The 26,992-nt window shown below is 58.8% G+C and carries 25 protein-coding genes; 7 read left to right on the top strand and 18 right to left on the bottom strand.

Annotated features, from left to right (window positions below):
* Positions 1-49: 49 nt before the first annotated feature.
* On the bottom strand, positions 50-1,498 hold the full coding sequence (thiI, locus tag ACU4F7_RS05375; RefSeq protein ID WP_481638194.1) for a tRNA uracil 4-sulfurtransferase ThiI: 1,449 nt from the start codon (positions 1,496-1,498) through the stop codon (positions 50-52).
* 212 nt (positions 1,499-1,710) lie between these two features.
* Between thiI and xseB the strand changes: the two genes are divergently transcribed.
* From xseB to ACU4F7_RS05355, 4 genes are all read left to right on the top strand, one after another.
* Positions 1,711-1,953 carry an exodeoxyribonuclease VII small subunit gene (xseB, locus tag ACU4F7_RS05370; RefSeq protein ID WP_024552987.1) on the top strand — a complete coding sequence of 81 codons (243 nt, stop codon included), beginning with the start codon at positions 1,711-1,713 and terminating at the stop codon, positions 1,951-1,953.
* A gap of 4 nt (positions 1,954-1,957) precedes the next feature.
* Positions 1,958-2,857, top strand: coding sequence for a (2E,6E)-farnesyl diphosphate synthase (gene ispA, locus ACU4F7_RS05365; RefSeq protein WP_024557453.1), 900 nt, complete (start codon positions 1,958-1,960; stop codon positions 2,855-2,857).
* Positions 2,858-2,883: 26 nt separating this feature from the next.
* Positions 2,884-4,746 carry a 1-deoxy-D-xylulose-5-phosphate synthase gene (dxs, locus tag ACU4F7_RS05360; RefSeq protein WP_029592075.1) on the top strand — a complete coding sequence of 621 codons (1,863 nt, stop codon included), beginning with the start codon at positions 2,884-2,886 and terminating at the stop codon, positions 4,744-4,746.
* A gap of 75 nt (positions 4,747-4,821) precedes the next feature.
* Entirely contained in the window at positions 4,822-5,796 is a 975-nt protein-coding gene (locus ACU4F7_RS05355; RefSeq protein ID WP_024559801.1) for an aldo/keto reductase, read from the top strand.
* Positions 5,797-5,835: 39 nt separating this feature from the next.
* Here the strand turns inward: ACU4F7_RS05355 and pgpA are convergent, their stop codons facing one another.
* From pgpA to nrdR, 6 genes are all read right to left on the bottom strand, one after another.
* Complete coding sequence (pgpA, locus tag ACU4F7_RS05350) at positions 5,836-6,351, bottom strand: phosphatidylglycerophosphatase A (protein WP_029592073.1); 516 nt, start codon at positions 6,349-6,351, stop codon at positions 5,836-5,838.
* Positions 6,329-7,306 carry a thiamine-phosphate kinase gene (gene thiL / locus ACU4F7_RS05345; protein WP_481638193.1) on the bottom strand — a complete coding sequence of 326 codons (978 nt, stop codon included), beginning with the start codon at positions 7,304-7,306 and terminating at the stop codon, positions 6,329-6,331. Before thiL ends, pgpA begins: the two co-directional genes overlap by 23 nt.
* Positions 7,307-7,358: 52 nt before the next feature.
* On the bottom strand, positions 7,359-7,778 hold the full coding sequence (gene nusB / locus ACU4F7_RS05340) for a transcription antitermination factor NusB (RefSeq protein WP_024552992.1): 420 nt from the start codon (positions 7,776-7,778) through the stop codon (positions 7,359-7,361).
* A 19-nt stretch (positions 7,779-7,797) separates the two neighbouring features.
* Positions 7,798-8,268: a 6,7-dimethyl-8-ribityllumazine synthase gene (gene ribH, locus ACU4F7_RS05335; protein WP_024557458.1), complete on the bottom strand. Its 471-nt coding sequence runs from the start codon at positions 8,266-8,268 to the stop codon at positions 7,798-7,800.
* Positions 8,269-8,356: 88 nt separating this feature from the next.
* On the bottom strand, positions 8,357-9,460 hold the full coding sequence (gene ribD / locus ACU4F7_RS05330; protein ID WP_481638192.1) for a bifunctional diaminohydroxyphosphoribosylaminopyrimidine deaminase/5-amino-6-(5-phosphoribosylamino)uracil reductase RibD: 1,104 nt from the start codon (positions 9,458-9,460) through the stop codon (positions 8,357-8,359).
* Between the two features lie 3 nt (positions 9,461-9,463).
* Positions 9,464-9,913 carry a transcriptional regulator NrdR gene (nrdR, locus tag ACU4F7_RS05325; RefSeq protein WP_024552995.1) on the bottom strand — a complete coding sequence of 150 codons (450 nt, stop codon included), beginning with the start codon at positions 9,911-9,913 and terminating at the stop codon, positions 9,464-9,466.
* 150 nt (positions 9,914-10,063) lie between these two features.
* Between nrdR and ACU4F7_RS05320 the strand changes: the two genes are divergently transcribed.
* Both ACU4F7_RS05320 and ACU4F7_RS05315 read left to right on the top strand, forming a co-directional pair.
* Positions 10,064-10,606, top strand: a complete 543-nt coding sequence (locus tag ACU4F7_RS05320; RefSeq protein ID WP_029592070.1) for a SadB/YajI family lipoprotein — start codon at positions 10,064-10,066, stop codon at positions 10,604-10,606.
* A gap of 348 nt (positions 10,607-10,954) precedes the next feature.
* Positions 10,955-11,833, top strand: coding sequence for a nucleoside-specific channel-forming protein Tsx (locus ACU4F7_RS05315; protein ID WP_024557461.1), 879 nt, complete (start codon positions 10,955-10,957; stop codon positions 11,831-11,833).
* 36 nt (positions 11,834-11,869) lie between these two features.
* Here the strand turns inward: ACU4F7_RS05315 and ACU4F7_RS05310 are convergent, their stop codons facing one another.
* The 7 genes from ACU4F7_RS05310 to queA form a co-directional block, all read right to left on the bottom strand.
* Positions 11,870-12,580, bottom strand: coding sequence for a helix-turn-helix transcriptional regulator (locus ACU4F7_RS05310; protein ID WP_481638191.1), 711 nt, complete (start codon positions 12,578-12,580; stop codon positions 11,870-11,872).
* 61 nt (positions 12,581-12,641) lie between these two features.
* Complete coding sequence (locus ACU4F7_RS05305) at positions 12,642-13,007, bottom strand: VOC family protein (RefSeq protein WP_481638190.1); 366 nt, start codon at positions 13,005-13,007, stop codon at positions 12,642-12,644.
* 131 nt (positions 13,008-13,138) lie between these two features.
* Positions 13,139-14,110: a protein translocase subunit SecF gene (secF, locus tag ACU4F7_RS05300; protein ID WP_024557464.1), complete on the bottom strand. Its 972-nt coding sequence runs from the start codon at positions 14,108-14,110 to the stop codon at positions 13,139-13,141.
* Between the two features lie 10 nt (positions 14,111-14,120).
* Positions 14,121-15,968, bottom strand: a complete 1,848-nt coding sequence (secD, locus tag ACU4F7_RS05295) for a protein translocase subunit SecD (protein ID WP_071788474.1) — start codon at positions 15,966-15,968, stop codon at positions 14,121-14,123.
* Positions 15,969-15,995: 27 nt separating this feature from the next.
* Positions 15,996-16,328 carry a preprotein translocase subunit YajC gene (gene yajC, locus ACU4F7_RS05290; RefSeq protein WP_024557466.1) on the bottom strand — a complete coding sequence of 111 codons (333 nt, stop codon included), beginning with the start codon at positions 16,326-16,328 and terminating at the stop codon, positions 15,996-15,998.
* 21 nt (positions 16,329-16,349) lie between these two features.
* Complete coding sequence (gene tgt / locus ACU4F7_RS05285; RefSeq protein ID WP_481638189.1) at positions 16,350-17,477, bottom strand: tRNA guanosine(34) transglycosylase Tgt; 1,128 nt, start codon at positions 17,475-17,477, stop codon at positions 16,350-16,352.
* A gap of 132 nt (positions 17,478-17,609) precedes the next feature.
* The gene (gene queA, locus ACU4F7_RS05280) at positions 17,610-18,680 is read right to left on the bottom strand and encodes a tRNA preQ1(34) S-adenosylmethionine ribosyltransferase-isomerase QueA (protein ID WP_029592066.1); all 1,071 of its coding nucleotides are present in this window, start codon (positions 18,678-18,680) and stop codon (positions 17,610-17,612) included.
* Positions 18,681-18,784: 104 nt separating this feature from the next.
* Between queA and acpH the strand changes: the two genes are divergently transcribed.
* Entirely contained in the window at positions 18,785-19,366 is a 582-nt protein-coding gene (gene acpH / locus ACU4F7_RS05275) for an ACP phosphodiesterase (RefSeq protein WP_481638188.1), read from the top strand.
* Position 19,367: 1 nt separating this feature from the next.
* Here the strand turns inward: acpH and ACU4F7_RS05270 are convergent, their stop codons facing one another.
* From ACU4F7_RS05270 to proY, 4 genes are all read right to left on the bottom strand, one after another.
* Entirely contained in the window at positions 19,368-20,753 is a 1,386-nt protein-coding gene (locus ACU4F7_RS05270) for a DUF3999 family protein (protein WP_481638187.1), read from the bottom strand.
* Positions 20,750-23,485: a DUF2339 domain-containing protein gene (locus tag ACU4F7_RS05265; protein ID WP_481638186.1), complete on the bottom strand. Its 2,736-nt coding sequence runs from the start codon at positions 23,483-23,485 to the stop codon at positions 20,750-20,752. Before ACU4F7_RS05265 ends, ACU4F7_RS05270 begins: the two co-directional genes overlap by 4 nt.
* An 85-nt stretch (positions 23,486-23,570) precedes the next feature.
* Positions 23,571-25,391, bottom strand: coding sequence for a maltodextrin glucosidase (malZ, locus tag ACU4F7_RS05260; RefSeq protein WP_481638185.1), 1,821 nt, complete (start codon positions 25,389-25,391; stop codon positions 23,571-23,573).
* Between the two features lie 168 nt (positions 25,392-25,559).
* Complete coding sequence (proY, locus tag ACU4F7_RS05255; protein ID WP_481638184.1) at positions 25,560-26,924, bottom strand: proline-specific permease ProY; 1,365 nt, start codon at positions 26,922-26,924, stop codon at positions 25,560-25,562.
* Between the last annotated feature and the right edge of the window lie 68 nt (positions 26,925-26,992).

Below are 26,992 nucleotides of genomic sequence, written 5' to 3'. Positions count from 1 at the left end.
AAAAAAGCCTCCGCAAGGGAGGCTTTTTTTACAGACCATTCATAACGCGTTACGGGCGATACACTTTCACGTTTTTAAAGCCCTGCTCGTGCAGATAGAGCGCCTGCAGGCGGCTCATCACGCCACGCTCGCACCACAGCAGGTACGTTTTGCTCTGGTCGAGGTCGCCGAATTTAGTGCTGAGTTTATAGAACGGCAGGCAGACCACCTCCACCCCTTCTACTTGCAACGGCTTGTCGTCCTGTTCGTCGACAGAGCGGATATCCAGAATCGCGTCGTCAGGGCCAAAACCGTTTACGGTTTCCACCTCCACCACGTCCTGTTCGGTCTGCTCGGCGATTTCACGAATATCGACGTTAGTCGCGTTTTCCACAACGCTATCGAGGATAGAGAAATCGAAGTTCGCCTCTTCCGCTTCAATCTTCGCTTTTACTGCTTTCACGGTCGGGCTTTTTGAAATCACGCCGCAATATTCCGGCATGGTGCGGGCAAAATCTTCGGTGCCGATTTTACGTGCGATATCAATAATATGCTCTTTGTCGTGCGAAATAAGCGGACGCAAAATCAGCGTATCGGAGACATTATCGATAAGGCGCAGGTTGGTCAGCGTCTGGCTGGACACCTGCCCCAGCGCTTCGCCGGTCACCAGCGCCTGCACGCCGTAGCGTTCGGCGACTTTCGACGCAGCGCGCACCATCATGCGCTTGAGCACCACGCCCATCTGGCCGTCGTCCACTTTCTCCAGAATTTCGCCGACCACTGGCTCGAAGTTAATGGCGACAAAGCGAACGCGGTGCGAGCTGCCGAAGCGGCTCCACAGATAATGCGCGACCTGACGCACGCCGATTTCGTGCGCCGCGCCGCCCAGATTAAAGAAGCAATAATGGACGCGGCAGCCGCGGCGCATCAGCATATAGCTGGAGACGCCCGAGTCGAAGCCGCCGGAGATAAGCGACATCACATCTTCCTGCGTGCCGATCGGGAAACCGCCAATCCCTTCGTAACGTCCTTTTACCAGCAGCAGACGATCGTCTTCGATTTCAAGATGCACGGTGACGTCCGGGTGCGTCAGCTTCACTTTCGCCGATTCAATATGCTGATTCAGGCCGCCGCCGACGTAGCGTTCTACTTCAATAGAGCTAAACTCATGCTTGCCGCGACGCTTTACGCGCACGCAGAAGGTTTTGTTCTGGAGCTTTTCGCGCCAGTCGGCGAGCGTTTTTTCGAAAATATCGTGCAGGTCGGTAAAGGGAACATCCTCTACCTCCAGAATATGGTGAATGCCCGGGATGCGGGTCAGGGCGTCACGCACGGCGGGACGCTGGTTTTCATCTTTAGCGCGAACTTCGATGTGGTCCCAGTGACGGACAACAGCGATCTCTTCGCTGTAAGGCTTCAGAACGTTACGAATGTTCCCGGTCAGGATTTTAATAAAGCGCAAACGCACAGATTGGCTTTTAATGGTGATTTCCGGGAACAATTTAATGATAAACTTCATGGCGGCTATGATTCGTTGGCAAGCCCTTTGGGCTTAGAAAGTAGTACCGCAAGGCAACCATCGCGCTTGCATCGTGAGCGCGCAAGTATATCACCATCGTGATGCGACTGCGCACATAACCAACCCACAAGGCGTTATTTGCTAATCAATTCGTCTCCGCTACCATGCAGTGTTGCGAAGATGATAATTAACCCAAGAGTCAGACATTCACTATGCCGAAGAAAAACGAACGCCCGGCCAGCTTTGAAACGGCGCTGGCGGAGCTTGAGCAGATTGTCAGCCGTCTGGAAAGTGGCGATCTGCCGCTGGAAGAGGCGTTAAACGAGTTTGAACGCGGCGTGCAGCTGGCGCGCCAGGGGCAGGTGAAGCTGCAACAGGCCGAACAGCGGGTACAGATCCTGCTCTCTGACAGCGAAGAGGCGCCGCTGACGCCTTTCACTCCGGACGCTGAGTAATTCAATGGATTTTAATCAACAGCTCAAGCGGCAGGCTGAACGGGCCAACGCCGCGCTGCAACACTTTCTTGAACCCCTGCCGTTTCAGAACAGTCCACTGGTTGAAGCGATGCACTACGGCGCACTATTAGGCGGTAAGCGCCTGCGCCCGTTCCTGGTTTACGCCACTGGCGAGATGTTTAACGTATCGCCTCAGGCGCTGGACGCGCCCGCCGCCGCCGTCGAGTGCATTCACGCCTATTCGCTGATGCACGACGATCTTCCCGCAATGGACGATGACGACCTGCGCCGCGGTCAGCCGACCTGCCATATTAAATTTGGCGAAGCCAACGCAATTCTCGCCGGTGACGCGCTGCAAACGCTCGCTTTTTCTATACTTACGGATGCGCCGATGCCCGACGTGGCGCTGCGCGACCGACTGGCGATGGTCTCTGAACTGGCCCGCGCGAGCGGCGTCGCAGGCATGTGCGGCGGCCAGGCGCTGGATCTGGATGCGGAAGGCAAGCAGGTATCGCTGGAAGCGCTTGAGCGCATTCATCGCCACAAAACCGGGGCGCTGATTCTGGCGGCGGCGCGCATGGGCGCGCTTTGCGCAGGCGACGCCGGACGTGAAGCGCTGCCTTATCTTGACCGCTACGCGCAGAGCATTGGCCTGGCGTTCCAGGTACAGGATGACATTCTGGATGTGGTGGGGGATACTGCGACCCTTGGTAAACGCCAGGGCGCCGATCAGCAACTTGGCAAAAGCACCTACCCCGCCCTGCTGGGTCTTGAGCAAGCCCAGGCCAAAGCGCGCGATCTCTGCAATGAAGCCCTCGCGGCCTTGCAACCCCTGGCCGCACAGTCGCTGAATACCGCGACACTGGAAGCGTTAGCGAATTATATAATTCAACGTGATAAATAACGTATAAACACCACAACGAGTCTCTGATGAGTTTTGATACAGCCAAATACCCGACCCTGGCACTGGTGAACGCCACGCAGGAGTTGCGCCTGTTGCCTAAAGAGAGCCTGCCGAAGCTGTGCGACGAGCTGCGTCGCTACTTGCTCGACAGCGTGAGCCGCTCCAGCGGCCATTTCGCCTCCGGGCTTGGCGCAGTGGAACTGACCGTGGCGCTGCATTATGTTTACAACACGCCATTCGACCAGCTTATCTGGGATGTCGGCCATCAGGCTTACCCGCACAAAATTCTTACCGGGCGTCGCGATCGCATCGGCACCATCCGTCAGAAAGGCGGTCTGCACCCCTTCCCGTGGCGCGGCGAGAGCGAGTATGACGTATTAAGCGTCGGCCACTCTTCCACCTCCATCAGCGCAGGCATTGGCGTGGCTATCGCCGCGGAGAAAGAAGGCAAAGATCGCCGTACCGTCTGCGTGATTGGCGATGGCGCCATTACGGCGGGCATGGCGTTTGAAGCGATGAACCACGCGGGCGATATTCGCCCTAACATGCTGGTTATCCTCAACGATAACGAAATGTCGATTTCAGAAAACGTCGGCGCGCTCAATAACCATCTGGCGCAGCTGCTTTCCGGCAAACTCTACTCCACGCTGCGCGAAGGCGGGAAAAAGGTCTTCTCCGGCGTGCCGCCGATTAAAGAGCTGCTTAAGCGCACCGAAGAGCATATTAAAGGCATGGTGGTTCCCGGCACGCTGTTTGAAGAGCTGGGCTTTAACTATATCGGCCCGGTGGATGGCCATGACGTGCTGGGGCTGGTGCACACCCTCAAGAACATGCGCGACCTGAAAGGCCCGCAGTTCCTGCATATCATGACTAAAAAAGGCCGTGGCTATGAGCCGGCGGAGAAAGATCCCATCACGTTTCACGCCGTGCCGAAGTTCGACCCGAAAAGCGGCACGCTGCCGAAAAGCAGCGGCGGTCAGCCGAGCTACTCGAAAATTTTTGGCGACTGGCTTTGTGAAACAGCGGCGAAAGACGACAAGCTGCTGGCCATTACGCCCGCGATGCGCGAAGGCTCCGGCATGGTGGAGTTTTCCCGCCAGTACCCGAGCCAGTATTTTGACGTGGCGATTGCCGAACAGCATGCGGTAACGCTGGCGGCGGGCTTCGCCATCGGCGGTTACAAGCCGGTTGTCGCCATCTACTCGACCTTTTTGCAGCGCGCCTACGACCAGGTTATCCACGATGTCGCTATCCAGAAGCTGCCGGTGCTGTTCGCTATCGATCGCGCCGGTATTGTTGGCGCCGACGGACAAACTCACCAGGGCGCGTTCGATCTCTCGTTCCTGCGCTGCGTGCCGGATATGGTCATCATGACCCCGAGCGATGAAAATGAGTGCCGACAAATGCTTTTCACTGGCTACCACTATAACGACGGCCCCAGCGCGGTGCGTTACCCGCGCGGCAATGCCCTCGGCGTAGCGCTTCAGCCGCTGCAAAAGCTGCCGATTGGCAAAGGGGTTATCAAGCGTCAGGGCGAGAAAGTCGCCATCCTCAACTTCGGCACCCTGCTGCCGGAAGCGGCGAAAGTGGCCGAGGCGCTCGACGCTACGCTTGTGGATATGCGCTTTGTGAAGCCGCTGGATGAAGCGTTAATTCTGGAACTGGCTTCTCGCCATGCATCGCTGGTCACCGTGGAAGAAAACGCCGTCATGGGCGGCGCGGGCAGCGGCGTAAACGAAGTGCTGATGGCCCACCGCAAGCCGGTGCCGGTGCTCAATATCGGCCTGCCGGACTGGTTCATCCCGCAAGGCACTCAGGATGAGGCTCGTCAGGAGATAGGCCTTGATGCCGCCGGTATGGAAGCGAAAATCCGCGCCTGGCTCGCCTGAGCCCTTCCGCCCTCCCCTTTCCGCTCCTGCTATGCTTAAAGGTAACCTTTGTTACCCTATGGCAGGAGTGGAACCATGCAATACAACATGTTAGGAATAACGGATCTCAGGGTTTCCCGGCTGTGCCTTGGCTGTATGACCTTTGGCGAACCCGATCGCGGCAAGCACGCCTGGACGCTTCCCGAAGAGAGCAGCCGCCTTATCATCAAGCATGCCATTAACAGCGGCATCAACTTTTTCGACACCGCAAACAGCTATTCCGACGGCAGTAGCGAAGAGATCCTCGGTCGTGCGCTGAAAGACTTCGCCCGCCGCGATGACGTGGTCGTCGCCACCAAGGTTTATCATCAGGTGGGGGACTTACAGGAAGGGCTTTCACGCGCGCAGATCCTGCGCTCCATCGATGACAGCCTCACGCGGCTCGGCATGGATTATGTCGATCTCTTTCAGATTCACCGCTGGGACTACAACACGCCGATTGAAGAGACGCTGGAAGCGCTTAACGATGTGGTAAAAGCGGGTAAAGCGCGCTATATCGGCGCCTCTTCCATGCACCCTGAGCAGTTTGAGCAGGCGCTGAAGCTTCAGCAGAGCAACGGCTGGGCGCGCTTCGTCACTATGCAAAATCATTACAACCTGATTTACCGTGAGGAAGAGCTGGAGATGCTGCCGCTCTGCCTGCGGGAAAATGTGGCGGTCATTCCCTGGAGCCCGCTGGCCCGCGGCCGTCTGACCCGCCCCTGGGGCGAAGCCACGGCTCGCTCGGTGTCGGATGAATTTGGCAAAACGCTCTATAACGAAAATGATCAGACCGACGCGCAAATTGCCGAGCGTCTGGGACGCATCGCAGAAGATAAAGGGCTGACGCGCGCGCAAGTGGCGATTGCCTGGGTGCTCAGCAAGCCCGGCATCGCCGCGCCGATTATTGGCGCGTCGCGCGAAGAGCAGCTTGAAGAATTAGCGCAGGCGGTGGATGTTACGCTTACCGATAGTGAAATCGCCGAGCTGGAAATGCCTTACCAGCGCCACGCCGTGGTGGGTTTCCGGTAAAAAAGCCTTCCCCCTCCCCTGACGGCGAGGGGGAATAACTCAGAAGACGCCAATCGGCCAATGGTGGCCAATGTAGTAGAGGATCCCGGCCGAGATAACCCCGGCGACAATATCATCCACCATGATCCCCATGCCGCCGTGCACGTTACGATCGAACCAGCGGATCGGCCACGGCTTCCACATATCCAGAATGCGGAAAATAACAAACCCGGCGGCGACCCATTGCCAGTCGCCAGTGGGCAGCGCCATCAGCGTTATCCACATGCCGATAAATTCATCCCAGACGATGGCGCCATGATCGTGCACGCCCATATCTCTGGCGGTCTGATGACAAAGATAAACGCCAAGGCTAATGCCTAGCATTATTACCAGCGAGTAAAGCTGCCAGGGTAAAAAGGTCATCAGATACCAGAACGGGATAGCGGCAAGCGACCCCATGGTGCCCGGCACCCAAGGACTTAGCCCGCTGCCGAATCCCGTCGCCAGCAGATGCCAGGGATTACTGAGTTTCAGGCGGCTTTTCGCCACATCCTTAAGCGGTTTTGAAGTGGTCATAGCCTTTCCAGTTTAGTGTTACCGGCTCGCCGTCGCGCACAAACTGCATGCCTTCCGAAGGCGGCATGACCTGGCCGATACAGGTAAACGGCACGCCCAGATGACCGAGCGCCACATCCAGCGCGCCGCGGTTAAGCTCCGGTACGGTGAAACAGAGTTCATAATCTTCGCCGCCGGAAAGCGCCCAGCGCTGTGCCTGTTCAAGCGTCGTCACGCTGCGCAGCTGTTCCGATAACGGCAGATCGTTGAGTTCTACGCGGGCGCCGCAGTTGCTCGCCTTAAGGATATGACCAAGGTCAGAGATAAGCCCGTCGGAGAGATCGATAGCGGCGCTGGCGCGATCGCGTAGCGCCTGGCCCTGCAGCACGCGCGGCGTCGGCCGCAGGTGACGCTGCACCAGGTAATCAGCGCACTGCGCATCGGCAGCCTGAAGCTGCTTTTGTAAAATCGCCAGCCCGGCGGCGCTGTCGCCCGGCGTGCCGGTCACATAAATCCAGTCGCCCGGACGTGCGCCGGCGCGCTTAAGCGCGCGACCCGCGGGCACCAGGCCGTGAATGCCAAGCGTCATGGCGAGCGGGCCGCGGGTCGTGTCGCCGCCAATCAGCTGCATTTCGTAATAGCTCAATTGCTCAAACAGGCTATCGCTGAATGCCGCAAGCCAGGCCTCGTCCACTTCCGGCAAGGTCAACGCGAGCGTCAGCCACGCGGGCGTCGCGCCCATGGCGGCCAGATCGCTTAGGTTCACCGCCAGCGCTTTATAGCCCAGATCGCGCGGATCGATATCCGGCAGAAAATGGATGCCCGAAACCAGCGTATCGGTGCTTATCGCCAGCGTCTGTTTTTCCGGCACGTTCAGCAGCGCGCAATCGTCGCCAATACCGGTTTCCACATCCAGGCGGGCCGTTCTGACGCGATCAAAGTAGCGAGCAATCAATGAAAATTCGCCGCAAGCCATACGTTATGCCTCAGCAGGAAAAGAAGAAAGGGCCGGAAAACCGGCCCTGAGATTACTTTTTGTGGGGGCGGATCTGCGGGGCGGCTTTATCGAGAACGCCGTTGACGAACTTGTGGCTGTCTTCAGCGCCGAAGGTTTTCGCCAGTTCGATCGCTTCGTTGATGGCGACTTTGTAGGGCACATCGTCACGTTTAGAGAGTTCGAACAGGGCGATACGCAGCACCGCTTTCTCGACCTGGCCCAGCTCTTCGAGCTGACGGGACAGGTAAGGCTTCATCAGCCCATCGAGATATGCGCTGTTGGTCGCCACCCCGGAGAGCAGTTCGCGGAAATACATGACGTCCACATCTTTTACGTCCTGTTCCGCCAGGAACTGGTATTCAACATCAGCGATGTCGTTCTGGGACAACTGCCAGGAGTAGAGCGCCTGGACGGCACACTCACGGGCGCGGCGACGAGCAGCAGGTTTCACGGAATTCCCCTTACAAAATTCAGGCTTGGATAGCTTTCAGGACATTAATCATTTCAAGCGCGGTCAGCGCCGCTTCGGCGCCTTTGTTGCCGGCTTTGGTGCCAGCACGTTCGATGGCTTGTTCAATACTTTCAGTGGTGAGTACGCCAAAGGCTACCGGGATTTCGCTCTCCTGGGCTACGTGAGCCAGGCCATTGCTGGCGCCGCCTGCCACATATTCAAAGTGGGCGGTGCCGCCGCGAATCACCGTACCGAGCGCGATAACCGCGTCATATTTACCGGTTTTCGCCAGCGCCTGCGCCGCGAGCGGCAGTTCATATGCGCCAGGCACCCAAACCACGGTGATATTTTCATCTTTTACCTGGCCGATGCGCTTGAGCGCATCGACAGCGCCTTCGAGCAGGCTGTCGTTGATGAAGTTGTTAAAACGCGCAATGGTGATGGCGACGCGAGCGTCCGGGGCAGCAACGGTAGCTTCAATAATGTTCATACTCTTACCTTAGGGTTATGTAGCCCCCGCAGGGGGGCGGATTTTATCATAATCTTTGCAGCACTGCTTACGTTTTACCGCACCGGTTTCACGCAGGCGTTAAATGCAGACAGATATCAGGGCCAACGGGACGTATCTCGTTGAATGCAAACTGCGGCGCATCGGCAAGCCGCTCAAGGCCTGGCAGTTGAAAAAGGCCGCGCGCATTATCGCCCAGCAGCGTCGGCGCCAGGTAGACGATAAGCTCATCCACCAGCCCCGCCTGCAGCAGCGCGCCCGCAAGCTGCGCGCCAGCTTCCACCCAGACGCTGTTAATCTGCCGCTTGCCAAGCTGCATCATCAGCAGCACCAGGTCGAGGCGGCCGTTATGCTCCGGCACAATCAGCTGTTCGACGCTCTGCGGCCATAGCGCGTCATCCGCCCGGGTGCGCGCAAGCCACGTTTTTCCCGGCTGCTGCACAACGCGATGCTGCGGCGTAACGCGGTTATGGCTGTCGATAATCACGCGCAGCGGCTGGCGAAGATTCTCCTGAGGATAAAGCGCCTGCGTATCTGCGCCGAGCTCTTCCCGGCGCACCGTCAGCGCCGGGTCGTCCGCCAGCACCGTTGCGCTGGTAGAGAGAATGGCGTGGCTCTGCGCGCGCAGACGCTGTACATCGCGGCGCGCTTGCGGTGAGGTTATCCACTGGCTTTCGCCGTTCGCCATCGCCGTGCGGCCGTCGAGCGACGCGCCAAGCTTCAGCTGAATATAAGGAAAACCGGTGCGCATGCGCTTAAGAAAACCTTTATTAAGCCGCTCGGCTTCGCTCATCATCAGCCCGTGGCTGACTTCAACGCCCGCCTGTTGCAGGCGATAAAGGCCACGCCCCGCGACCTGCGGATTCGGGTCTTGCATCGCCGCGACGACGCGGGTTACTCCCGCCGCAATCAGCGCTTCGCAGCAGGGCGGCGTGCGGCCATGATGACTGCAGGGCTCAAGCGTGACGTACGCCGTCGCGCCTCGCGCTTTCTCCCCAGCCATCCGCAATGCATGCACTTCTGCATGCGGTTCGCCTGCCCGCAGGTGAAACCCCTCGCCGACGATGTCGCCATCCTTAACAATGACGCAGCCGACGTTAGGGTTAGGATGCGTGGTAAAGCGTCCGCGGCTCGCAAACTTAAGCGCGCGCGCCATGTAAATTTCATCGGACATGCGTTAATCCTGTAAGCGGGCGATCTCTTCGCCAAATTCGCGGATATCTTCGAAGCTGCGGTAGACCGAGGCGAAGCGGATATAAGCCACCTTATCGAGCTTTTTCAGCTGGTCCATCACCAGGTTGCCGATCATTTTGCTGGGCACTTCGCGCTCGCCGGTGGCGCGCAGGTGCGATTTGATATGGTTGATGGCCATTTCCACGTCGTCAGAGCTGACCGGACGCTTCTCCAGCGCCTTCTGCATGCCGCTGCGCAGCTTGTCTTCATTGAAAGGCTCGCGCACGTCATTGCTTTTTACCACGCGCGGCATAACCAGTTCCGCCACTTCAAAGGTGGTGAAGCGCTCGTGGCAGACCAGACACTGGCGGCGGCGGCGAACCGAGGAACCTTCGCCTACCAGGCGGGAATCAATGACTTTGGTGTCCACAGCGAGACAAAATGGGCAATGCATAGCGCTTCCTGAAAGACAAAGTTAACTTCCCGTAGTTTACCCTGAACTGCCGGGACTACAAAGGCGCAACGTTTTTGAGAATAAATCGCTATGGCAACAAGGGTAGCCCGTTCTACGCTTAGCAGAGGCTATTTTTAAGGAATTTCCATGATGACAAGACGTTACCTGAAGCTGTTAACCGCCGCCAGCGTACTGGTGTTAAGCGCCTGCGCCCCGCAAAGCGAGGTGCGCCAGATGCACCAGAGCGTGAGCACGCTAAACAGCGAAATGACGCAGCTGAAAAAAGAGACCGTGAAAATCACTCAGCAAAACGCACTTAATGCGAAATCCGCCAGCGGCGTTTACTTATTGCCGGGCGCCAATACCCCGGCGCGGCTCAACAGCCAGCTTGGCATGTTGCGTATGTCGGTGAGCAACATCAGCGCCACCGCGAATGGCACGCAGGCCACGCTCAATATTCATGGCGAATCAAACACGGCGCTGCCCTCTTTCACCGGCACCGTTGAATGGGGGCAGCTGCAGGGCACGACCGAAAATTACCAGGAAGTGAACGTGCAGAACCAGCAGTTCAGCGCCCCGGCGAGCCAGCTTGCGCCAAGTGATATCGCCATTCCGCTGATGCTCAACGGTATTACGCCAGAACAGCTGGGTTTCCTGCGCATTCACGATATTCAGCCGCTTTTGCAGGATTAACACATTCACAGGCCGGCAGAGAACCGGCCTTGCGTTTTGTTACAAAGCACAGCACAGAAAGCTTATCCCCCGCCTTGCCTTTTTCGCGCAAATTTCATTCAACTGTCACCCTTTGATGCCGTTTTGTTTGGCTTGAAAAACCAAAGCCGTTAGAATCGCGACGTTCAATGTACGCAAACGTGAACGCAATCGATTACGTACATGAGAAGAATGTGAAACAACACATATTTTTGTGAGCGAGGATTTCTATAATAGGGGCCTCATCCAGACGGTAACGGTTGTTCGCGAATTACCGGGTGCGTTTTACTCTTCCCGCTTACGGGATTTCCTTAAAACAGTGGCATAATTATGAAAAAAATTATTCTGGCTGCCGGTGCTGCGCTGGCGCTTTCCGCTTCTTTCGCTGCAAACGCTGCTGATACCAGCAACAGCGAGTTCGTTTCTGACTGGTGGCACCAGAGCGTTAACGTCGTAGGCAGCTATCACACCCGCTTCGGACCGACTATCCGCAACGATACCTATCTGGAATACGAAGCCTTCGCTAAGAAAGACTGGTTTGATTTCTATGGTTACCTGGACGCCCCGGTGTTCTTCGGCGGCAACACCGACGCCAAAGGTATCTGGAACCATGGCTCCCCGCTGTTTATGGAAATCGAACCGCGTTTTTCTATCGACAAGCTGACCGGCACCAGCCTGGCGTTCGGTCCGTTTAAAGAGTGGTATTTCGCGAACAACTATATCTATGACATGGGTCGCAACGAGTCGGGCCGCCAGAGCACCTGGTATATGGGTCTGGGTACCGATATCGACACGGGCCTGCCGATGAGCCTCTCTCTGAACGTGTACGCTAAATACCAGTGGCAGAACTACGGGGCGGCAAACCAGAACGAATGGGACGGTTACCGTTTCAAAGTGAAATACTTTGTACCGATCACCCAGCTGTGGGGCGGCAACCTGAGCTATATCGGCTTTACCAACTTTGACTGGGGTTCAGACCTCGGCGATGAATCCGGCTATGCCCTGAACGGCGTGAAGTCGCGCACTAACGACTCCATCGCCTCCAGCCATATCCTGGCGCTGAACTATGACCACTGGCACTACTCCGTAGTGGCGCGTTACTGGCACAACGGCGGTCAGTGGAATGATGACGCTGAACTGGCCTTTACCCGCTACAACACCCGTACTACCGGCTGGGGTGGTTACCTGGTGGTCGGTTACAACTTCTGATTTGCCAAAGCCAGCCGTTATCCAGCGGCTGGCTTTTTATTCCCGCTTTTCCCGCTTTTCCCGCTTTTCCCGCTTTTGCCGTCGTAAAAAGTCCTGTAGCGATAAATCCGCGCGTGGCGAAAACGCCCTGCCCGCAAGGCTTATGTCACTGCAGCGATCAAGCCGAAAGCAGCGGTAATCCTCACGGGTTTCGCACCAGCTCACCATGACCCAATGCTCGCCCCAGAAAGACAAGCCGAGCGGATATATATTTCGCTGCGTCGCTCTCCCCTGCTCGTCCTGATAGCGGATATGTAAAACCTGAAGGTTATTAATAGCTTCATGGCAGACGTCAAACCAGCGGCGGACCTGGGGATAGCGATCAAAATCCGGGGCCAGAATGCGGCTTTGTTCGGCGATAAGGCGCCGCTCGGGTGAGAGCACGGCAAGCAGCTTTTCATGAGCTGACTCCGCCGCCTGGGCCATCGCATTCCCGCTCCAGGTTTGCACCATTCTCAGCGCGGCGATCGTCGCTTCCACTTCCCCAGGCGTCAGCATTAACGGCGGCAGGTCGAAGCCAGCAAGCAGGCTGTAACCGCTCCCCGCCTCGCCCCGTACCGGCACGCCGGAAAGCGAAAGGTCCTGAATATCGCGATAAATAGTACGCTCTGAAACCGCTAACCGCTCGGCCAGCAGCCGCGCGGTAACGTGTCGTTTTCCACGTAAAATCTGCACTATCTGAAAAAGCCGGTCAGCTCGTCTGCTCATGGAACGCCTTTTGTTGAAGCCCTGCCCGTTATGCAGGCAGGACTGGCGAGTATATCAGCCGTCAGGCAGGCTGATGCAACCCGACGCGGTTGCCTTCGCTGTCGATAATCATGGCTATCGTGCCGATATCATGCGGCAGCGTCTGTGGGGGCATACAGCAACGACCGCCCGCCTCCTGCGCTTTCTCAAGCGCCGCCTGAAGGTCAGGCGTGTGCAGATAGACCACCGTGCCCTGCTCGCCGGGCGTAAGTCCCGCCATTTTTACCAGCGCGCCCCCGGTTGCAGGCTTAACGTGCGGGAAAACAGCCATGTCGATACCGGCTATCGTTTCGCGTCTGAAAGCAGCATCGAACAGCTTTTCGTAAAAGGCGATAGCGCGATTTAAATCTTCTACAGGAATTTCAAACCAGTTGATTGGGTTATTCATTGCGTTGTTCCTCTGTTGATTAGCGACAAGGCAAGCGTAACCCCCTGCTCCTGACAGCATCCTGTCAGGAGCCTTTTTGCAGACGAAAAAAAACCGCGAAACAGGTTCGCGGTTTTTTCAGTTTCCAGGCCTTACGGCAGGATTGAGGGCTGGTCCGCCCCCTCTTTCTCGACCTTCTGCTGCAGCAGGTGTTCACGCTTCATACCCAGCTTCAGCGCCAGCGCAGAAGCCACGTAGATAGACGACGCGGTACCGATAGAAACACCGATAAGCATTGTCAGCGAGAAGCCCTGCAGCATCGCACCGCCGAAGAGGTAGAGCATCAGGATCACCACAAGCGTCGTGCCGGAGGTGATTAAGGTCCTGTGCAGCGTCTGGGTCAGCGACACGTTAAAGATTTCGTAAGGCGTTCCGCGGCGGATCTTGCGGAAGTTCTCACGAATACGGTCGGAAACCACGATACTGTCGTTCAGCGAGTAACCGATGACCGACATCAGCGATGCGATGATGGTCAGGTCAATCTCAATATGGAAGAGCGACAGCACGCCCATGGTGATCACCACGTCGTGCGCCAGCGCGATAACCACACCCGCCGCCAGACGCCACTCGAAGCGAAAGCCGACGTAAACGAGGATGGAGATCAGCGCCACCAGCAGGGCCATCGCCCCCGCCTGAGCGAGGTCGGCGCCGACGCTCGGGCCGACAAACTCGATACGTTTCACCGCGGCGTTCTGACTGGTGGCGTCGTTAATGACGCTCACCACTTTGCTGCCGAGCTCCTGGCCTCCGGTTTCCCCCTGGGCAGGCGGCATGCGCACCATAATATCGCGGCTGCTGCCGAAGTTCTGCAGCAACGGCTCTTCAAAGCCCGCTTTCTCCAGCGCTTCACGCATCAAATCCATATCCGCCGGTTTTTCCAGCGAAATTTCAATGACCGTACCACCGGTGAAATCCAGCCCCCAGTTAAAGCCGCGCACGCCCATGATGATGATGGAAGCGACGAGCAGCAGACCAGAGATGGCGAATGCCCAGTAGTCCCAGCGCATAAAGTCATAGACTTTACGGCCGTGGTTCAATTGTTCAACGGTATATTCCTGTGCCACAACGCACTCCTCAGATAGACAGCTTGTTGATGCGTTTGCCGCCGTACAACAGGTTTACGATGGCACGGGTGCCGACGATGGCAGTAAACATAGAGGTCGCCACGCCGATGCCGGTAGTAATGGCGAAGCCTTTAATCGCGCCGGTACCCACCGCATACAGGATGATAACCTTGATGAGCGTCGTCACGTTCGCATCAAAAATCGAGCTGAACGCGCCGCGGTAACCTTCATCGATCGCCTGCTGCACCGTACGCCCGTTCTTGAGCTCTTCTTTAATACGCTCGTTGATAAGCACGTTGGCGTCCACCGCCACCGCAAGGGTTAACACAATGCCCGCAATACCCGGCATGGTCAGCGTCGCCCCCGGCAGCAGCGACATGATGCCGACGATCAGCACCAGGTTGGCAATCAGCGCGGTGGTCGCGATAAGACCAAACTTCTTATAGAAGAAGACCATGAAGATAATGGAGACAGCAAGACCGGCGAGGCATGCTTCCAGACCCTGCTTGATGTTTTCCATACCAAGGGTTGGGCCGATGGTGCGCTCTTCAACAATCTGAATCGGCGCAATCAGCGCGCCCGCACGCAGCAGCAGCGAAAGCTGACGCGCTTCGTTCGGGTTATTGATGCCTGTGATGCGGAAGCTGTTGCCAAGACGCGACTGAATATTCGCGACGTTGATAACCTCTTCCTGCTTCACCAGCACCGCGCGGCCATTAGCGTCTTTCTTACCGCTGTCCTTGTACTCCACAAACAGGGTCGCCATCGGCTTGCCGATGTTGTCCTTGGTGAAGTTGGACATGATGTTGCCGCCCGCGCTGTCCAGCGAAATATTCACCTGCGGCTGGTTATATTCATCGGTGCTGGAAGTGGAGTCGGTGATATGGTCGCCGGTCAGGATAACGCGCTTATAAAGCACAACCGGTTGGCCTTCACGCGTCTGTTTCACTTCCGAATCGCCCGGCACGCGGCCGGACGCGGCGGCGGCCTGGTCAACGTTGGTGTTTACCAGACGGAACTCAAGCGTGGCGGTCGCGCCCAGAATCTCTTTGGCGCGCGCGGTGTCCTGAATACCCGGCAGTTCAACCACGATGCGGTCTGCGCCCTGGCGCTGCACCAGCGGTTCAGCAACGCCGAGCTGGTTTACGCGGTTACGCAGGATGTTGATGTTCTGCTGCACCGCATATTCACGGGCTTCTTTCAGACGAGCGTCGGTCATCACCGCGCGCAGGCTGTTGTCGCCCTGGTTGGAGATAACCAGATCGCGGTGGCGACCTGTCAGGTAAGTCACTGCGTTATCACGCGCCGACGCGTCGCGAAACGCGATGGTCACGCCATAGTTATCCGCTTTGCGAACGTTAGTATACGCAATGCCTTTTTCGCGCAGGTCGCTGCGCAGGCCATCGATATTCTGCTCCTGAAGCTTGCCGAGAGCGGTGTCCATATCCACTTCCATCAGGAAGTGAACGCCGCCGCGCAGGTCAAGACCCAGCTTCATCGGTTCAGCGTTAAGCGCCGTCAGCCAGCGAGGGGTTGCGGGGGCGAGGTTCAGCGCGACGACATAGTTGTCGCCCAGCACGCCCATCAGCGCTTCGCGGGCGCGCAGCTGCGTGTCGGTGGAGTCAAAACGGGCGAGAATAGCGCCCTCTTCCAGTGCCACAGACCTGGCGGTAATTTTTTCTTCTTTTAAGGTGTTCTGGACCTGGATCAGCGTTTGCTCACTGGCGGCGACGCCGCGCGCGCCAGTGATTTGAACAGCCGGATCCTCACCATACAGGTTGGGAAGTGCGTAAAGCAGGCCGACGAGAATCACGACGACCAGCATGATGTACTTCCACAAAGGATAACGGTTTAACACGGCAGTTCCCTTTGGGAAAACGAAAGATTACAGCGCCTTCATGGTGCCTTTCGGCAGGACGGCTGCGACGAAGTCACGTTTGATAACCACTTCGGTGGTGTCGTTCAGCGCGATAGCAATGTAGCCGTTTTCAGCCACTTTGGTCACGCGGCCCACCAGGCCACCGTTGGTCAGCACTTCATCGCCTTTCGCGATGGAGTCCATCAGCTTTTTATGCTCTTTGGTGCGCTTCTGCTGCGGGCGCAGGATCATGAAATAGAAGATCAGACCAAAAACCACCAGCATCAGGATCAGTGACATCGGGCTGCCCTGCGACGGAGCACCAGTCGCCGCTACCGCATCAGAAATAAAAAAGCTCATTAAAATTCCCTCATTATTAAATTAATCAACGTTCAACGGAGGCACCGGCCGCCCCTGACGTTGGTAGAAGTCCGCTACGAAGTGCTCTAATTTACCCTCTTCAATAGCCTTGCGTAAACCAGCCATTACGCGCTGGTAATAGCGCAGGTTATGAATGGTATTCAGCCGCGCGCCCAATATTTCGTTGCAACGATCGAGATGATGCAAGTAGGCGCGTGAATAATTGCGACAGGTATAGCAATCACACTCTTCATCAAGCGGCGCCGTGTCGCTTTTGTACTTCGCGTTACGGATTTTTACCACGCCGTTGGTGACGAAAAGATGGCCGTTGCGGGCATTGCGCGTCGGCATGACGCAGTCGAACATATCGATGCCGCGACGCACCCCTTCGACCAGATCTTCCGGTTTGCCCACGCCCATCAGGTATCGTGGCTTGTCCGCCGGGATCTGCGGGCAGACATGCTCCAGAATGCGGTGCATATCTTCCTTCGGCTCGCCGACCGCCAGGCCGCCGACAGCGTAGCCATCAAAGCCTATTTCCACCAGACCCTTAACGGAGATATCGCGTAAATCTTCGTAAACGCTGCCCTGAATGATGCCGAACAGCGCGTTTTTGTTGCCGAGCGAGTCAAAACGGTCGCGGCTGCGTTTCGCCCAGCGCAGCGACATCTCCATCGAGCGTTTAGCGTAATCCCAGTCCGCCGGGTAAGGCGTGCACTCGTCAAAGATCATGACGATGTCGGAGCCGAGATCGTACTGGATCTCCATCGACTTTTCCGGGTCGAGGAAAATAGCGTCGCCGTTGATCGGGTTGCGAAAGTGAACGCCCGCTTCGGTGATTTTACGAATATCGCCCAGGCTGAAGACCTGGAAGCCGCCGGAGTCGGTGAGGATAGGGCCTTTCCACTGCATAAAATCGTGCAGGTCGCCGTGCAGCTTCATAATTTCCTGACCCGGGCGCAGCCACAGGTGGAAAGTGTTGCCAAGGATAATCTGCGCGCCGGTGGCTTCCACCTCTTCCGGCGTCATCCCTTTTACGGTGCCGTAGGTGCCAACGGGCATAAAGGCCGGCGTTTCCACCACGCCGCGATCGAAAATCAGACGGCCGCGGCGCGCGCGCCCGTCAGTAGTTTGCAGTTCGTACTTCACATTTCCTCCAGCATCAGAGAAACAGTCTGATGAGTAAACAAGCGCCGCAGAGAGCTTCTGCGGCGCGGTATGCTGTATAAATTTATCGCCGCTGGCCCGACAAGCGGCTGCGCATCGGCCTTTCCCGCAAGGTTACTCGCCGGGGCGTTCGTTTACGGCCTGCGGATTATGCGTGATAAACATCGCGTCGCCGTAGCTGAAAAAGCGATATTCCGCTTTTACCGCCTCTTTATAGGCGCGCATGGTGTGCTGATAACCGGCAAAAGCGGAAACCAGCATGATAAGCGTCGATTCCGGCAGGTGGAAGTTGGTGACCAGCGCATCGACGACTTTCCACTGGTAGCCCGGATAGATAAAGATTTGCGTGTCGCCGAAGAACGGTTCGATAAGGCTGTTTTTCGCCGCCTGCGCCGCGCTTTCCAGCGAGCGAACAGAGGTCGTGCCCACGGCCACCACGTTGTTGCCGCGCGCTTTCGCCGCCAGCACCGCGTCCACCACCTCCTGCGGCACTTCGGCGTATTCAGAGTGCATGATGTGATCTTCAATGCTGTCCACGCGCACCGGCTGGAAGGTGCCTGCGCCTACGTGCAGCGTCACAAACGCCATCTCGATGCCTTTTTCACGCAGCGCGGCGAGCAAAGGCTCATCAAAATGCAGGCCCGCCGTCGGCGCCGCGACCGCGCCAGGCTTCTGGCTGTAGACGGTCTGATAAAGTTCGCGGTCCGCCTCTTCGTCCGGGCGCTCGATATAAGGCGGCAGCGGCATATGGCCGATGGCGTTGAGGATATCCAGCACCGGGCGTTCGTCGTTAAACTTCACTTCGAACAGCGCGTCGTGGCGCGCCACCATGGTAGCCTGTACGCTTTCATCATCGCCCAGCAGCAGCTCGGCGCCCGGCTTCGGCGCTTTCGACGCGCGAATGTGCGCCAGCACGCGGGTTTCATCCAGCATGCGCTCTACCAGCAGTTCGATTTTGCCGCCGCTGGCTTTACGGCCATACAGGCGCGCCGGGATAACGCGGGTGTTGTTGAACACCAGCAGGTCGCCAGGCTTGAGCTTATCGAGCAGATCGGTGAAAGTGCCATGCGTGAGCTGCCCCGTTGGTCCGTCCAGCGAGAGCAGACGGCAGGCGCTGCGTTGCGGTTGAGGATAATGAGCAATCAGGGATTCAGGCAGTTCAAAGGAGAAATCAGCTACGCGCATGGCAAGAAACTCAGACGTAAAAAAACAAGCGGCTTAGTCTAGTGCCGGGGCGCTTTCCCTGCAACCAGTAAGCCGCTTTATGGCCCATTTCGGAAAAGAGAATTATGAATTTCCTTGCACACCTCCACCTTGCCCACCTTGCTGAAAGCTCGCTGCTTGGCAACCTGATGGCGGATTTTGTCCGCGGCAACCCCCATGACGAGTGGTCTGACGAGGTGGCGGCGGGCATCCAGATGCACCGTCGCGTTGATGTGATGACCGATAACCTGCCGGAAGTGCGCGAGGCGCGAGAGTGGTTTCGCCCACAAACGCGCCGCGTGGCGCCCATCACGCTTGACGTGATGTGGGACCATTTTCTTTCGCGCCACTGGGAGACGCTCTCCCCGGCGCTGCCGCTTGGCGATTTTGTCGCGCTCTCGCGCGAGCAAATCGTTCCGGCGCTGCCCTCTACCCCGCCCCGCTTTGTGAATCTCAATAACTTTCTGTGGTCGGAGCGCTGGCTTGAACGCTACAGCGAAATGGATTACATCGCAGGCGTGCTCGACAGAATGGCTATCCGCCGCCCGCGCCTCGCCGCGCTGGGCGACTCCTGGCACGACCTGGACGCCCACTACGATGCGCTTGAAGCAAAGTTCTGGCAGTTCTACCCGCGCATGATGGCGATGGCGCAGGAGAAAACGCTCTGAGTCAGGCCGCTTTCCCTGCGTTGACCTCCCGCCACAGCCGCCAGGCGAGCAGCAACAGCCCGGCGGCCCCCGCCACCAGCACGCCCCAGATAAGCCAGGTTTGCAGCTGGTTGCGCTGCGCGGCCGGGTCTTTCGCCGTCAGGCGCGCCTCGCCGCCCAGCTCAACCTGCTTACCAGGCTGAGCGTAAGGCAGCGCGTCCAGACGCGCCGCATTATTTCCCTTTGCCGGTATGAGCGCTTGCAATGCCAGCGTCTGGGGCGCCGCCGCGCCGTTGCCCCAGGCAAGCAGGAACGGGCCGTTGCCCTGGGCGTTAAAGATAAGGGTCTTTTCATCGCGCTCGCCGGTCACGTCTACAAGCGAGTCACCCAGGCGCTGGTTGATTGCCTTCACGCGAACGGCTGCAATCGGTTCGCCCTGAAGGGGCACAGACACGGCAGGACTATCCGGAAGACGATAAATCACGGTGCGGGCCAGCGGTCGCCACGGCGATTTTTCATCGCTGCGGTACTCAATTTCCACCGGCATGACGGCATTCTCCTGCGCCGGGCGCAGCGTCAGCGCATCCAGCGGCTGCGGCCGCGCCCAGCGATAGACCGCCGTGTCCTCCGCGGTTTTTTCGCCTTGCGCCGGTAAAGCAATACGCGCCGGTTGCGGGTGCGACGTCTGCCATTCTCCGCTGACGGCGGTGAAATCGAGCGGCACGCTGGCGTTTTTTACAATCACCAGCAGGTACTTAGCGCCGGAAAGCGCCAGCCCTGCGTCAAAGTCCAGCTTATCGAGCAACAGCCGGTTATCGCCGGAGGTCAGGTCCATCAGCGGCGCATCGCTTATCTCCGGCTGCCAGTGGCGCAGCCCTTCGCTGCTGTAGATATCGACGCGCGCCTGCCAGCCCTCACGCTGGCGCGGCCAGCTAAAGCGCAGTTGCTTCAGCGCGCTCCCGGCTTCGCCTTCTCCCAGCGGGATAAGCCAGGTGCCGCTCAGCGTCTCATCGCGTTGGCTGGCGAGGCGGATCTCCACGCCCTCTGGCGTTTTTAGCAGCACGGCGCGGTTACCCTCTTCATCCTTTTGCTGTAAAGGCTGCGATTCAAGTTTATACAACGTCAGCGGCGCCGTTTGCGGCGCTGGCGCAGGCGGGACGGTGGTTTCCAGCGCAAAAGGCAGGCTCGCCCCTTGCTGATTAAAGACCCGGATATCGCGCAGATCCGCCCAGGCGCTTTGTTGATAGACCGCCTCAGGCAGCGGAACCTGATACCAGGGAGAGCCGCCTTGCGCGCTTAGCTCCACGCCGCGCAGGTAATCCTGCGGGCTTTCCGGCGCGTTTTGCCCGTAGCAGACGGCGGAAAACGCCGCCATCGCGCCAATTACGCCTGCGTATAACCTTTTCATTGCGCATCTCCTTGATCCGCAGAAACCGGCTGCGCCGCTTTGGGCGGCAGCGGAGAAAAATAGCCGACAATGAGCACCAGCACCGCCACGCCAATAAAAGCCACGGCGCGCGCCAGTCCGCCGCCGCCCGCGCTGTCCACCAGCATGAGTTTCGCGATGACCACGCCCAGCAGCCCGGCTCCGCAAAACCAGCTCTGGCGCGCGCGACGCCGGGTGGCGCGCACCATTAGCAGCAGCGCGAGCAGCATCCACAGCAAGGCGAAAGTGGTCTGCACCAGCCTTGACCCCCAGAGCGTTTCCATCTGCCAGGGAATGGCGTCAGCCCAGGCGAGGGTCCGCAACACCACGCCATTGCCCCACCAGAAAAGCAGCGCCGGTAAAACCAGCGGCGTCCATGAGGCCGCCTGGCGCAGCCGCGCGGCCCACTCGCGTGAAAGCAGCCGCCACCATACCGCCAGCGCCAGCAGCCCGAACCCGGCGCCGAGCTCAAGCGGGTTGATAAGCGGCAGATAACGCCACGTCGTCATCACGCCATCCATCAGGTTGGCGGTTATCAGCAACAGCAGCAGGCCGGGCGCCAGCGGTAATAAACCAGGCCCGCAGTAAAGCGCAGGCCAGCGGGCGAAGGGCCACCACTGACGGCGAATCGCCTGATTCACCAGCAGCACGATAAGCGCGCTGAACGCCAGTATGATTCCGGCTCGCCACTCCTCGCTGCCCCAGGGCAGACTTTGCGTAAAGCGCCAGATCTCCGCGCCGAACGCCAGCAGCGCTAACCAGAAGAGCGTAAGGTGCAGCCCCTGTTGAAGCCTGACGGAGCGCGCGGCGGCGTCGTTTCTCAGCAGCCATAACGCCGAAGGGAGCGCCAGACACCAGACGAGGCTCGGCCAGCCCGCCCGCAACAGCGTGCCATTAAGCAGCAATTGACAGGCAAGCGTCGCCGCCATGCCCGGCCACAGCAGCCAGACGGCGAGTGAAAGATCGGGCCAGCGGAACCGAAGCGCGCTGAATCGCCATAGCCAGACGGAGAGCGTCAGCAGCGCCAGCATGCAGGCGACGCCAGCGCCCGGTGCGTTAAACGGCCAGCGCGCCAGTTGCAGCAGCGCCGTCAGCCAGAAAAACAGGCCGCCGCCAAGCAGCGTCCGGCTGAGAATGCGTAGCGGCTCTCGCCACAGCCAGCCGCCCGCCAGCCAGCAGAGCGCCAGCACGGCGCTGATAAACGAGGCGTTCAACACCCCCAGACCGTTGCTCCAGGCGTAAACGCCGCTCGCCGCCGCCAGCGCCAGCAGCGCGCTGCCGCTGTAGCTCATGCGCCGCTGCCCCTGCTGCATCCCAAACCACAACAGCCCCAGCCCTTCCAGCGCCCAGGCCATCGCCGTCCAGCGCGCCGACAGCGCGAGCGGGATAGCTAACGTGACAAACGCGCCGCCCAGCGCCAGCCCGCCGAGCGCCAGCATTCTGCCCTGATCGGGATAGCGGCGCAGCGCCATTCTTGCAAGCAGTAAATAGACCAGCCCATAGCCGAGCGCCGAAAAGGCGGGGCCATAAGTCCAGTGGCGCGTAATGGCATATTGCATGCCAAAGCCCACCAGCGGCGGAACGAACAGCAACACGCCGTCGATAATCTTTTGCTGTTTTTGCGCGCGCAGCGACAGCGCCACGCACAGCACGCCGAAAAGCAGAATATTGGCTATCAGGAAGAGCTGGCAACTCAGCCAGTCGCCGGGCTGCCAGGCCCGCATTCCCCACAGACCGGCGACCCCGAATGTAAACAGCAGCCCCAGCAGGTTAAGCTCCCGCCAGTGCTGCCAGAAGCTTATCGCCGCAATGCCGAGCGACAAAAGCAGATAGAACGAGAAGAGCGCGATATGGCTCCCGCCGCCGCTTGAGAGCAGCAGCGGCGCAAGATAACCGCCAAGGCTTGCCAGCATCGCGAGGCTTAACGCGCGCTGCAGCACCGCGAGCGCCACGCTCGCCGCGCAGACGACAAGCATCAGACCGAAGGCGAGCGGCATCGGCAACATCTGCCAGAGCCGGAAAGCGCCAAAGAGCGTGATATAGAGCGCGCCCACTGCGCCGCCCTGCAAAATCAACCCATACAACGGCGCCTTGCGACGTAGCCGCCAGCCGAACGCCAGCAACGCCAGCGCGGCGACGCCCGCGCCCGCCACGCGCAGCTCCAGCGGCAGCAGGTCGCGCTCGACGCCATAGCGCAGCAAAAAAGAGAGGCCGAGGAAGAGCAAAATAACGCCGATTTTGGCAAGCGGATTGCCCTGCATAAACCAGCGCAACAGGCTGGAGAGGAGGCCGCCCATCGCCTGGCCGGAAGCCTCTTCCTGTGGGTTCGCGCCGCGGCGCGGGAAGGCTTTACGCAGGTTTTCTGTCGCCTCTTGCCGTACAACGCGTACCGCCCGCGACCAGACCGGGGACGCCGCCTCACTGGCTGCTGCCGGTTCGGGTGCCGGTTCAGGTACAGCGCTTAAAACAGGCGACGGCGCAGTCTGCGGCGCATCCGCCGTTTCGACGGTGACAGAGGCGTGGCGCGCGGTTTCGCTTGCGGCGGCAGGCGGCGCGGCGGCAAGCCGCGCTTCCAGCTCCTCAACCCGCGCGCGCAGGCGAGCAAGCTCAAACTCGTTACGCCCGCTTTTGTTGAGCGCCATGATGGCAAGCGTCGGCACCACTACGACGCAAAAAAGCCCAAGCAGTGCGGCAAAAACAAAAATCTCATCCATTGATTTCAGACCCTGCGGCGAAAGTGCGGCTACTTTCCCATATCTGAATAAAAAGCGGTATTCCTTTACCGCTTTCCCCCTAAGGCTAGTAGTCTGTGCGCAACACCGCCGCCGTGTTTGCTGAAAGCCGCAAAGACAGCCCGGCTATTTCCCCCGCCCCTTCCAGCAGTTGCCATTCACAACCCGCCAGCAGCGGCTCGTCAAAAAGCGTCACGTCGCAAGCCTCGCCGCGGTTTATCGCCACCAGCACCCGTTCGCGCTGATAAACGCGGACAAAGACGATGACATCCCCTTCAGCATAAAGCACCTGACACCCTCCGGCGCGCAGGGCCTGGCTGCGGCGGCGCAGTGTCGCCATGCGCTGATAAAGCGCCAGCAGCTCGCCGTCCTGCTGCTTTTTATCCCATGGGAAAGGCTTGCGGCAGTAAGGATCGTGGCCGCCATCCAGCCCTATTTCGTCGCCATAATAAATGCACGGTACCCCCGGCCAGGCGAACAGCCACACCACGCCGAGCGGCAGACGTGCGACATACTCGCCCAGCCGCGTTTTAAAACGCGGCGTGTCATGGCTGTCGAGCTGATTAAACATGCGCAACTGCTGCTGGTGAGAAAGCCCGGCGCGGTACTGGTTCATCCAGGCGACGCAGTCGGCGGCGTCCAGATGCTGCGGCTCATCTGAGTTATCTACGCACGCCAGGAAGCTCCACACCGGAATGGAGAAGCCCCGGTAGTTCATCGCCGCGTCCTCGGCATCGTTTTGCAGCCACTGGCGGGCATCGCCGAAGTGTTCTCCCACGATGTAGGCTTGCGGATTAACGGCTTTCGCCGCCTGCGAAATGCCCGCCACATGGATAAGATTGTTTTTCGCCCCGCCCTCTTCGCCAATCATATGCGCCACGTCCAGCCGCCAGCCATCCATGCGCCACGGCTCGCTCAGCCAGTGCTTCACGATGCTGTTCTCGCCTTCATAAATTTCGTCCACCAGCCCTGCGGAGCGGAAGTCGAGCTTGGGCAAGCTTGAGAAACCCAGCCAGTCGAGCGCATGGCCCTCCGGCGAGAAGCTATACCAGTCGCGCCAGGGCGACTGCGGATTATGGCTGGCGCCTTTCGCGTGCGTTTTGTGGCGGTCAAACCACGGGTGCGTTTCGCCGCTATGGTTGAAGACGCCGTCGAGAATCAGCTTCATGCCCGCTTCAAGGGTGTTTTTGCGCAGACGCAGCAACGCCTCGTCGCCGCCAAACTGCGGGTCAACGTGGCGATAATCATGGGTATCGTACTTATGCACGCTCGGCGCGCTGAAGACGGGGTTGAGGTAAAGCGCGGTGACGCCGAGTTTTTTCAGGTAGGGCAGCTTTTCGCTGATGCCGTCAAGATCGCCGCCGTAGAAGGTTGAGCCGCCCTCTTCCTGAGTGACCGGTTCATCCCAGTCGCGCAGCGTGATGTCCCGTTTTGCCGCGTGGTAATAATAGACATTGTCCTGACCAGGCTTGCGCGGTTCGCTGCGGGCGAAACGGTCGGGAAAAATTTGGTAAAAGATTTGATCCTGCACCCAGTGCGGCCCGTCGTCCGGCCTGTCGACGGCGAACATCTCAAGCCTTGCGGGCGGATAAGCGCTAAAGCCCAGCGGCGAAAACCAGCGCTGCCTCGCTTTCCAGAGCAGCTTAAAAGCGTAGCGGCGACGCGGCTGCCCCTCGCTCAGGTCGATGGCCGCACGCCAGGCGCTCACCCCTTTCGCAGGAGAAGCGCGTTGACGCTTCATCTCAACCGCGGTCTCTTCGTTGTCTCTTTCATAACGCATCATGACCTTTTCCGGCAGGTCGTCGCCCGCCAGCCAAAGGGTGATATACAGCCGCGCTTTACGCTCCTGAAGGAATGGCGCAACCGGCAGGTGCCAGGCTTTCAACATTCTACTGCTCCCCGTGTCAGAAAATGCGCTCACCATGCCACACCCGCTTCGCAAAGCACTCCTCACTGGCCGTGATTTTGCCGGAGGAGACGGGAGGCGGAGCCAACTTTCGAAGCGTAGAGCCAAAACAACATCCCCGCCAGGCGGCGGGGATGGAGGAGAGCGGTATCAGGCTGGCAGTCGCGCGGCGCGGCGGCGCTTAAACGCCCAGCCGACCAGCAGCAAGGCAATCCAGGCGAAGCCCACATAGAGCGAAATGCGGGTGTCGGGGTGGTAGCCTATCAGCGCGATGATAAAGGCGAGGAACACCAGACCGACGATAGTCGTCGCCACGCCGCCCGGCACTTTGAACTTCAGCGCCTTAACCTCTTCTTTCGACAGACGACGGCGGAACGCCACCTGCGACAGCAGGATCATTATCCACACCCAGACGGTGGCGAAGGTGGCAAGCGAGGCAATAACCAGGAAGACATTCTCCGGCATCACGTAATTGAGGTAGACCGCCAGCAGCATCGCCAGGCACATCACCACCACCGTCACCCACGGAATACCGTTGCGGGAAGTTTTGGCGAACGCTTTCGGCGCGCTGCCCTGTTCCGCCATGCCGTGCAGCATGCGGCCTACGCCGAACACGTCGCTGTTGATAGCGGAAAGCGAAGCGGTCAGCACCACAAAGTTCAGGATGCCCGCCGCAAAGGTAATGCCCATATGCTGGAAGGTCAGCACGAACGGGCTGCCGTTGGTGCCCACCTCGTTCCACGGGTAGATAGACATAATCACAAACAGCGTGCCGACGTAGAACACCAGAATACGCAGCGGTACAGAGTTAATGGCGCGCGGGATAGATGTCGCCGGGTCTTTCGCTTCGCCGGCGGTGATGCCGATAATCTCAATGCCGCCGTAAGCGAACATCACCATCTGCAGCGCCATTACGGTGCCAACCCAGCCGTTGGCGAAGAAGCCGCCGTTGCTCCAGAGGTTATGAATGCCGGTCGGCTGGCCGCCGTTGCCGATCCCCCAGATGATGATGCCAAAGCCTGCCAGAATCATGATGATAATGGTGGCGACTTTGAAGAACGAGAACCAGAACTCCATCTCGCCGAACACCTTCACGCTCATCAGGTTGATGGCGCAGATAATCAGCACCACGCTCAACACCCAGACCCAGTGCGGCACGGTGGGGAACCAGACGCCCATATAGATGCCGAAGGCGGTCACATCGGCGATGGCGACAATCAAAATCTCAAAGCAGTAGGTCCAGCCGGTGATATAGCCCGCGAGCGGCCCGAGGTTCTCCTGGGCATAGCGAGAGAAGGAGCTGGCCGCCGGGTTATGCACCGACATTTCGCCAAGCGCGCGCATAATGATGTAAGCCGCCACGCCGCCGATAATATAGGCCAGCAGCACGCTCGGCCCGGCCATTTTAATGGCGTCCGCGGAGCCATAAAAAAGCCCGGTGCCGATAGCGGAGCCGAGCGCCATAAAACGGATATGTCTGGTGCTCAACCCGCGTTTGAGCTTGTTGTTTTCCATCGTTCCAATACCACTTAACAAAATAAAAAACCACGGGGCGGGACCCCGTGGTTAAACATTAACCCATC

It is taken from the genome of Franconibacter pulveris (genome assembly GCF_056780215.1).
Note: the sequence above shows the minus strand (reverse complement) of the source record. Positions and strands in the feature narration are given on the sequence as shown.

What these genes read in the sequence shown, in the direction of transcription:
- thiI (WP_481638194.1), bottom strand. Translation starts at nt 1,498, where the DNA reads ATGAAGTTTATCATTAAATTGTTCCCGGAAATCACCATTAAAAGCCAA.
- xseB (WP_024552987.1), top strand. Translation starts at nt 1,711, where the DNA reads ATGCCGAAGAAAAACGAACGCCCGGCCAGCTTTGAAACGGCGCTGGCG.
- ispA (WP_024557453.1), top strand. Translation starts at nt 1,958, where the DNA reads ATGGATTTTAATCAACAGCTCAAGCGGCAGGCTGAACGGGCCAACGCC.
- dxs (WP_029592075.1), top strand. Translation starts at nt 2,884, where the DNA reads ATGAGTTTTGATACAGCCAAATACCCGACCCTGGCACTGGTGAACGCC.
- ACU4F7_RS05355 (WP_024559801.1), top strand. Translation starts at nt 4,822, where the DNA reads ATGCAATACAACATGTTAGGAATAACGGATCTCAGGGTTTCCCGGCTG.
- pgpA (WP_029592073.1), bottom strand. Translation starts at nt 6,351, where the DNA reads ATGACCACTTCAAAACCGCTTAAGGATGTGGCGAAAAGCCGCCTGAAA.
- thiL (WP_481638193.1), bottom strand. Translation starts at nt 7,306, where the DNA reads ATGGCTTGCGGCGAATTTTCATTGATTGCTCGCTACTTTGATCGCGTC.
- ribH (WP_024557458.1), bottom strand. Translation starts at nt 8,268, where the DNA reads ATGAACATTATTGAAGCTACCGTTGCTGCCCCGGACGCTCGCGTCGCC.
- ribD (WP_481638192.1), bottom strand. Translation starts at nt 9,460, where the DNA reads ATGTCCGATGAAATTTACATGGCGCGCGCGCTTAAGTTTGCGAGCCGC.
- nrdR (WP_024552995.1), bottom strand. Translation starts at nt 9,913, where the DNA reads ATGCATTGCCCATTTTGTCTCGCTGTGGACACCAAAGTCATTGATTCC.
- ACU4F7_RS05320 (WP_029592070.1), top strand. Translation starts at nt 10,064, where the DNA reads ATGACAAGACGTTACCTGAAGCTGTTAACCGCCGCCAGCGTACTGGTG.
- ACU4F7_RS05315 (WP_024557461.1), top strand. Translation starts at nt 10,955, where the DNA reads ATGAAAAAAATTATTCTGGCTGCCGGTGCTGCGCTGGCGCTTTCCGCT.
- ACU4F7_RS05310 (WP_481638191.1), bottom strand. Translation starts at nt 12,580, where the DNA reads ATGAGCAGACGAGCTGACCGGCTTTTTCAGATAGTGCAGATTTTACGT.
- ACU4F7_RS05305 (WP_481638190.1), bottom strand. Translation starts at nt 13,007, where the DNA reads ATGAATAACCCAATCAACTGGTTTGAAATTCCTGTAGAAGATTTAAAT.
- yajC (WP_024557466.1), bottom strand. Translation starts at nt 16,328, where the DNA reads ATGAGCTTTTTTATTTCTGATGCGGTAGCGGCGACTGGTGCTCCGTCG.
- queA (WP_029592066.1), bottom strand. Translation starts at nt 18,680, where the DNA reads ATGCGCGTAGCTGATTTCTCCTTTGAACTGCCTGAATCCCTGATTGCT.
- acpH (WP_481638188.1), top strand. Translation starts at nt 18,785, where the DNA reads ATGAATTTCCTTGCACACCTCCACCTTGCCCACCTTGCTGAAAGCTCG.
- ACU4F7_RS05270 (WP_481638187.1), bottom strand. Translation starts at nt 20,753, where the DNA reads ATGAAAAGGTTATACGCAGGCGTAATTGGCGCGATGGCGGCGTTTTCC.
- ACU4F7_RS05265 (WP_481638186.1), bottom strand. Translation starts at nt 23,485, where the DNA reads ATGGATGAGATTTTTGTTTTTGCCGCACTGCTTGGGCTTTTTTGCGTC.
- malZ (WP_481638185.1), bottom strand. Translation starts at nt 25,391, where the DNA reads ATGTTGAAAGCCTGGCACCTGCCGGTTGCGCCATTCCTTCAGGAGCGT.
- proY (WP_481638184.1), bottom strand. Translation starts at nt 26,924, where the DNA reads ATGGAAAACAACAAGCTCAAACGCGGGTTGAGCACCAGACATATCCGT.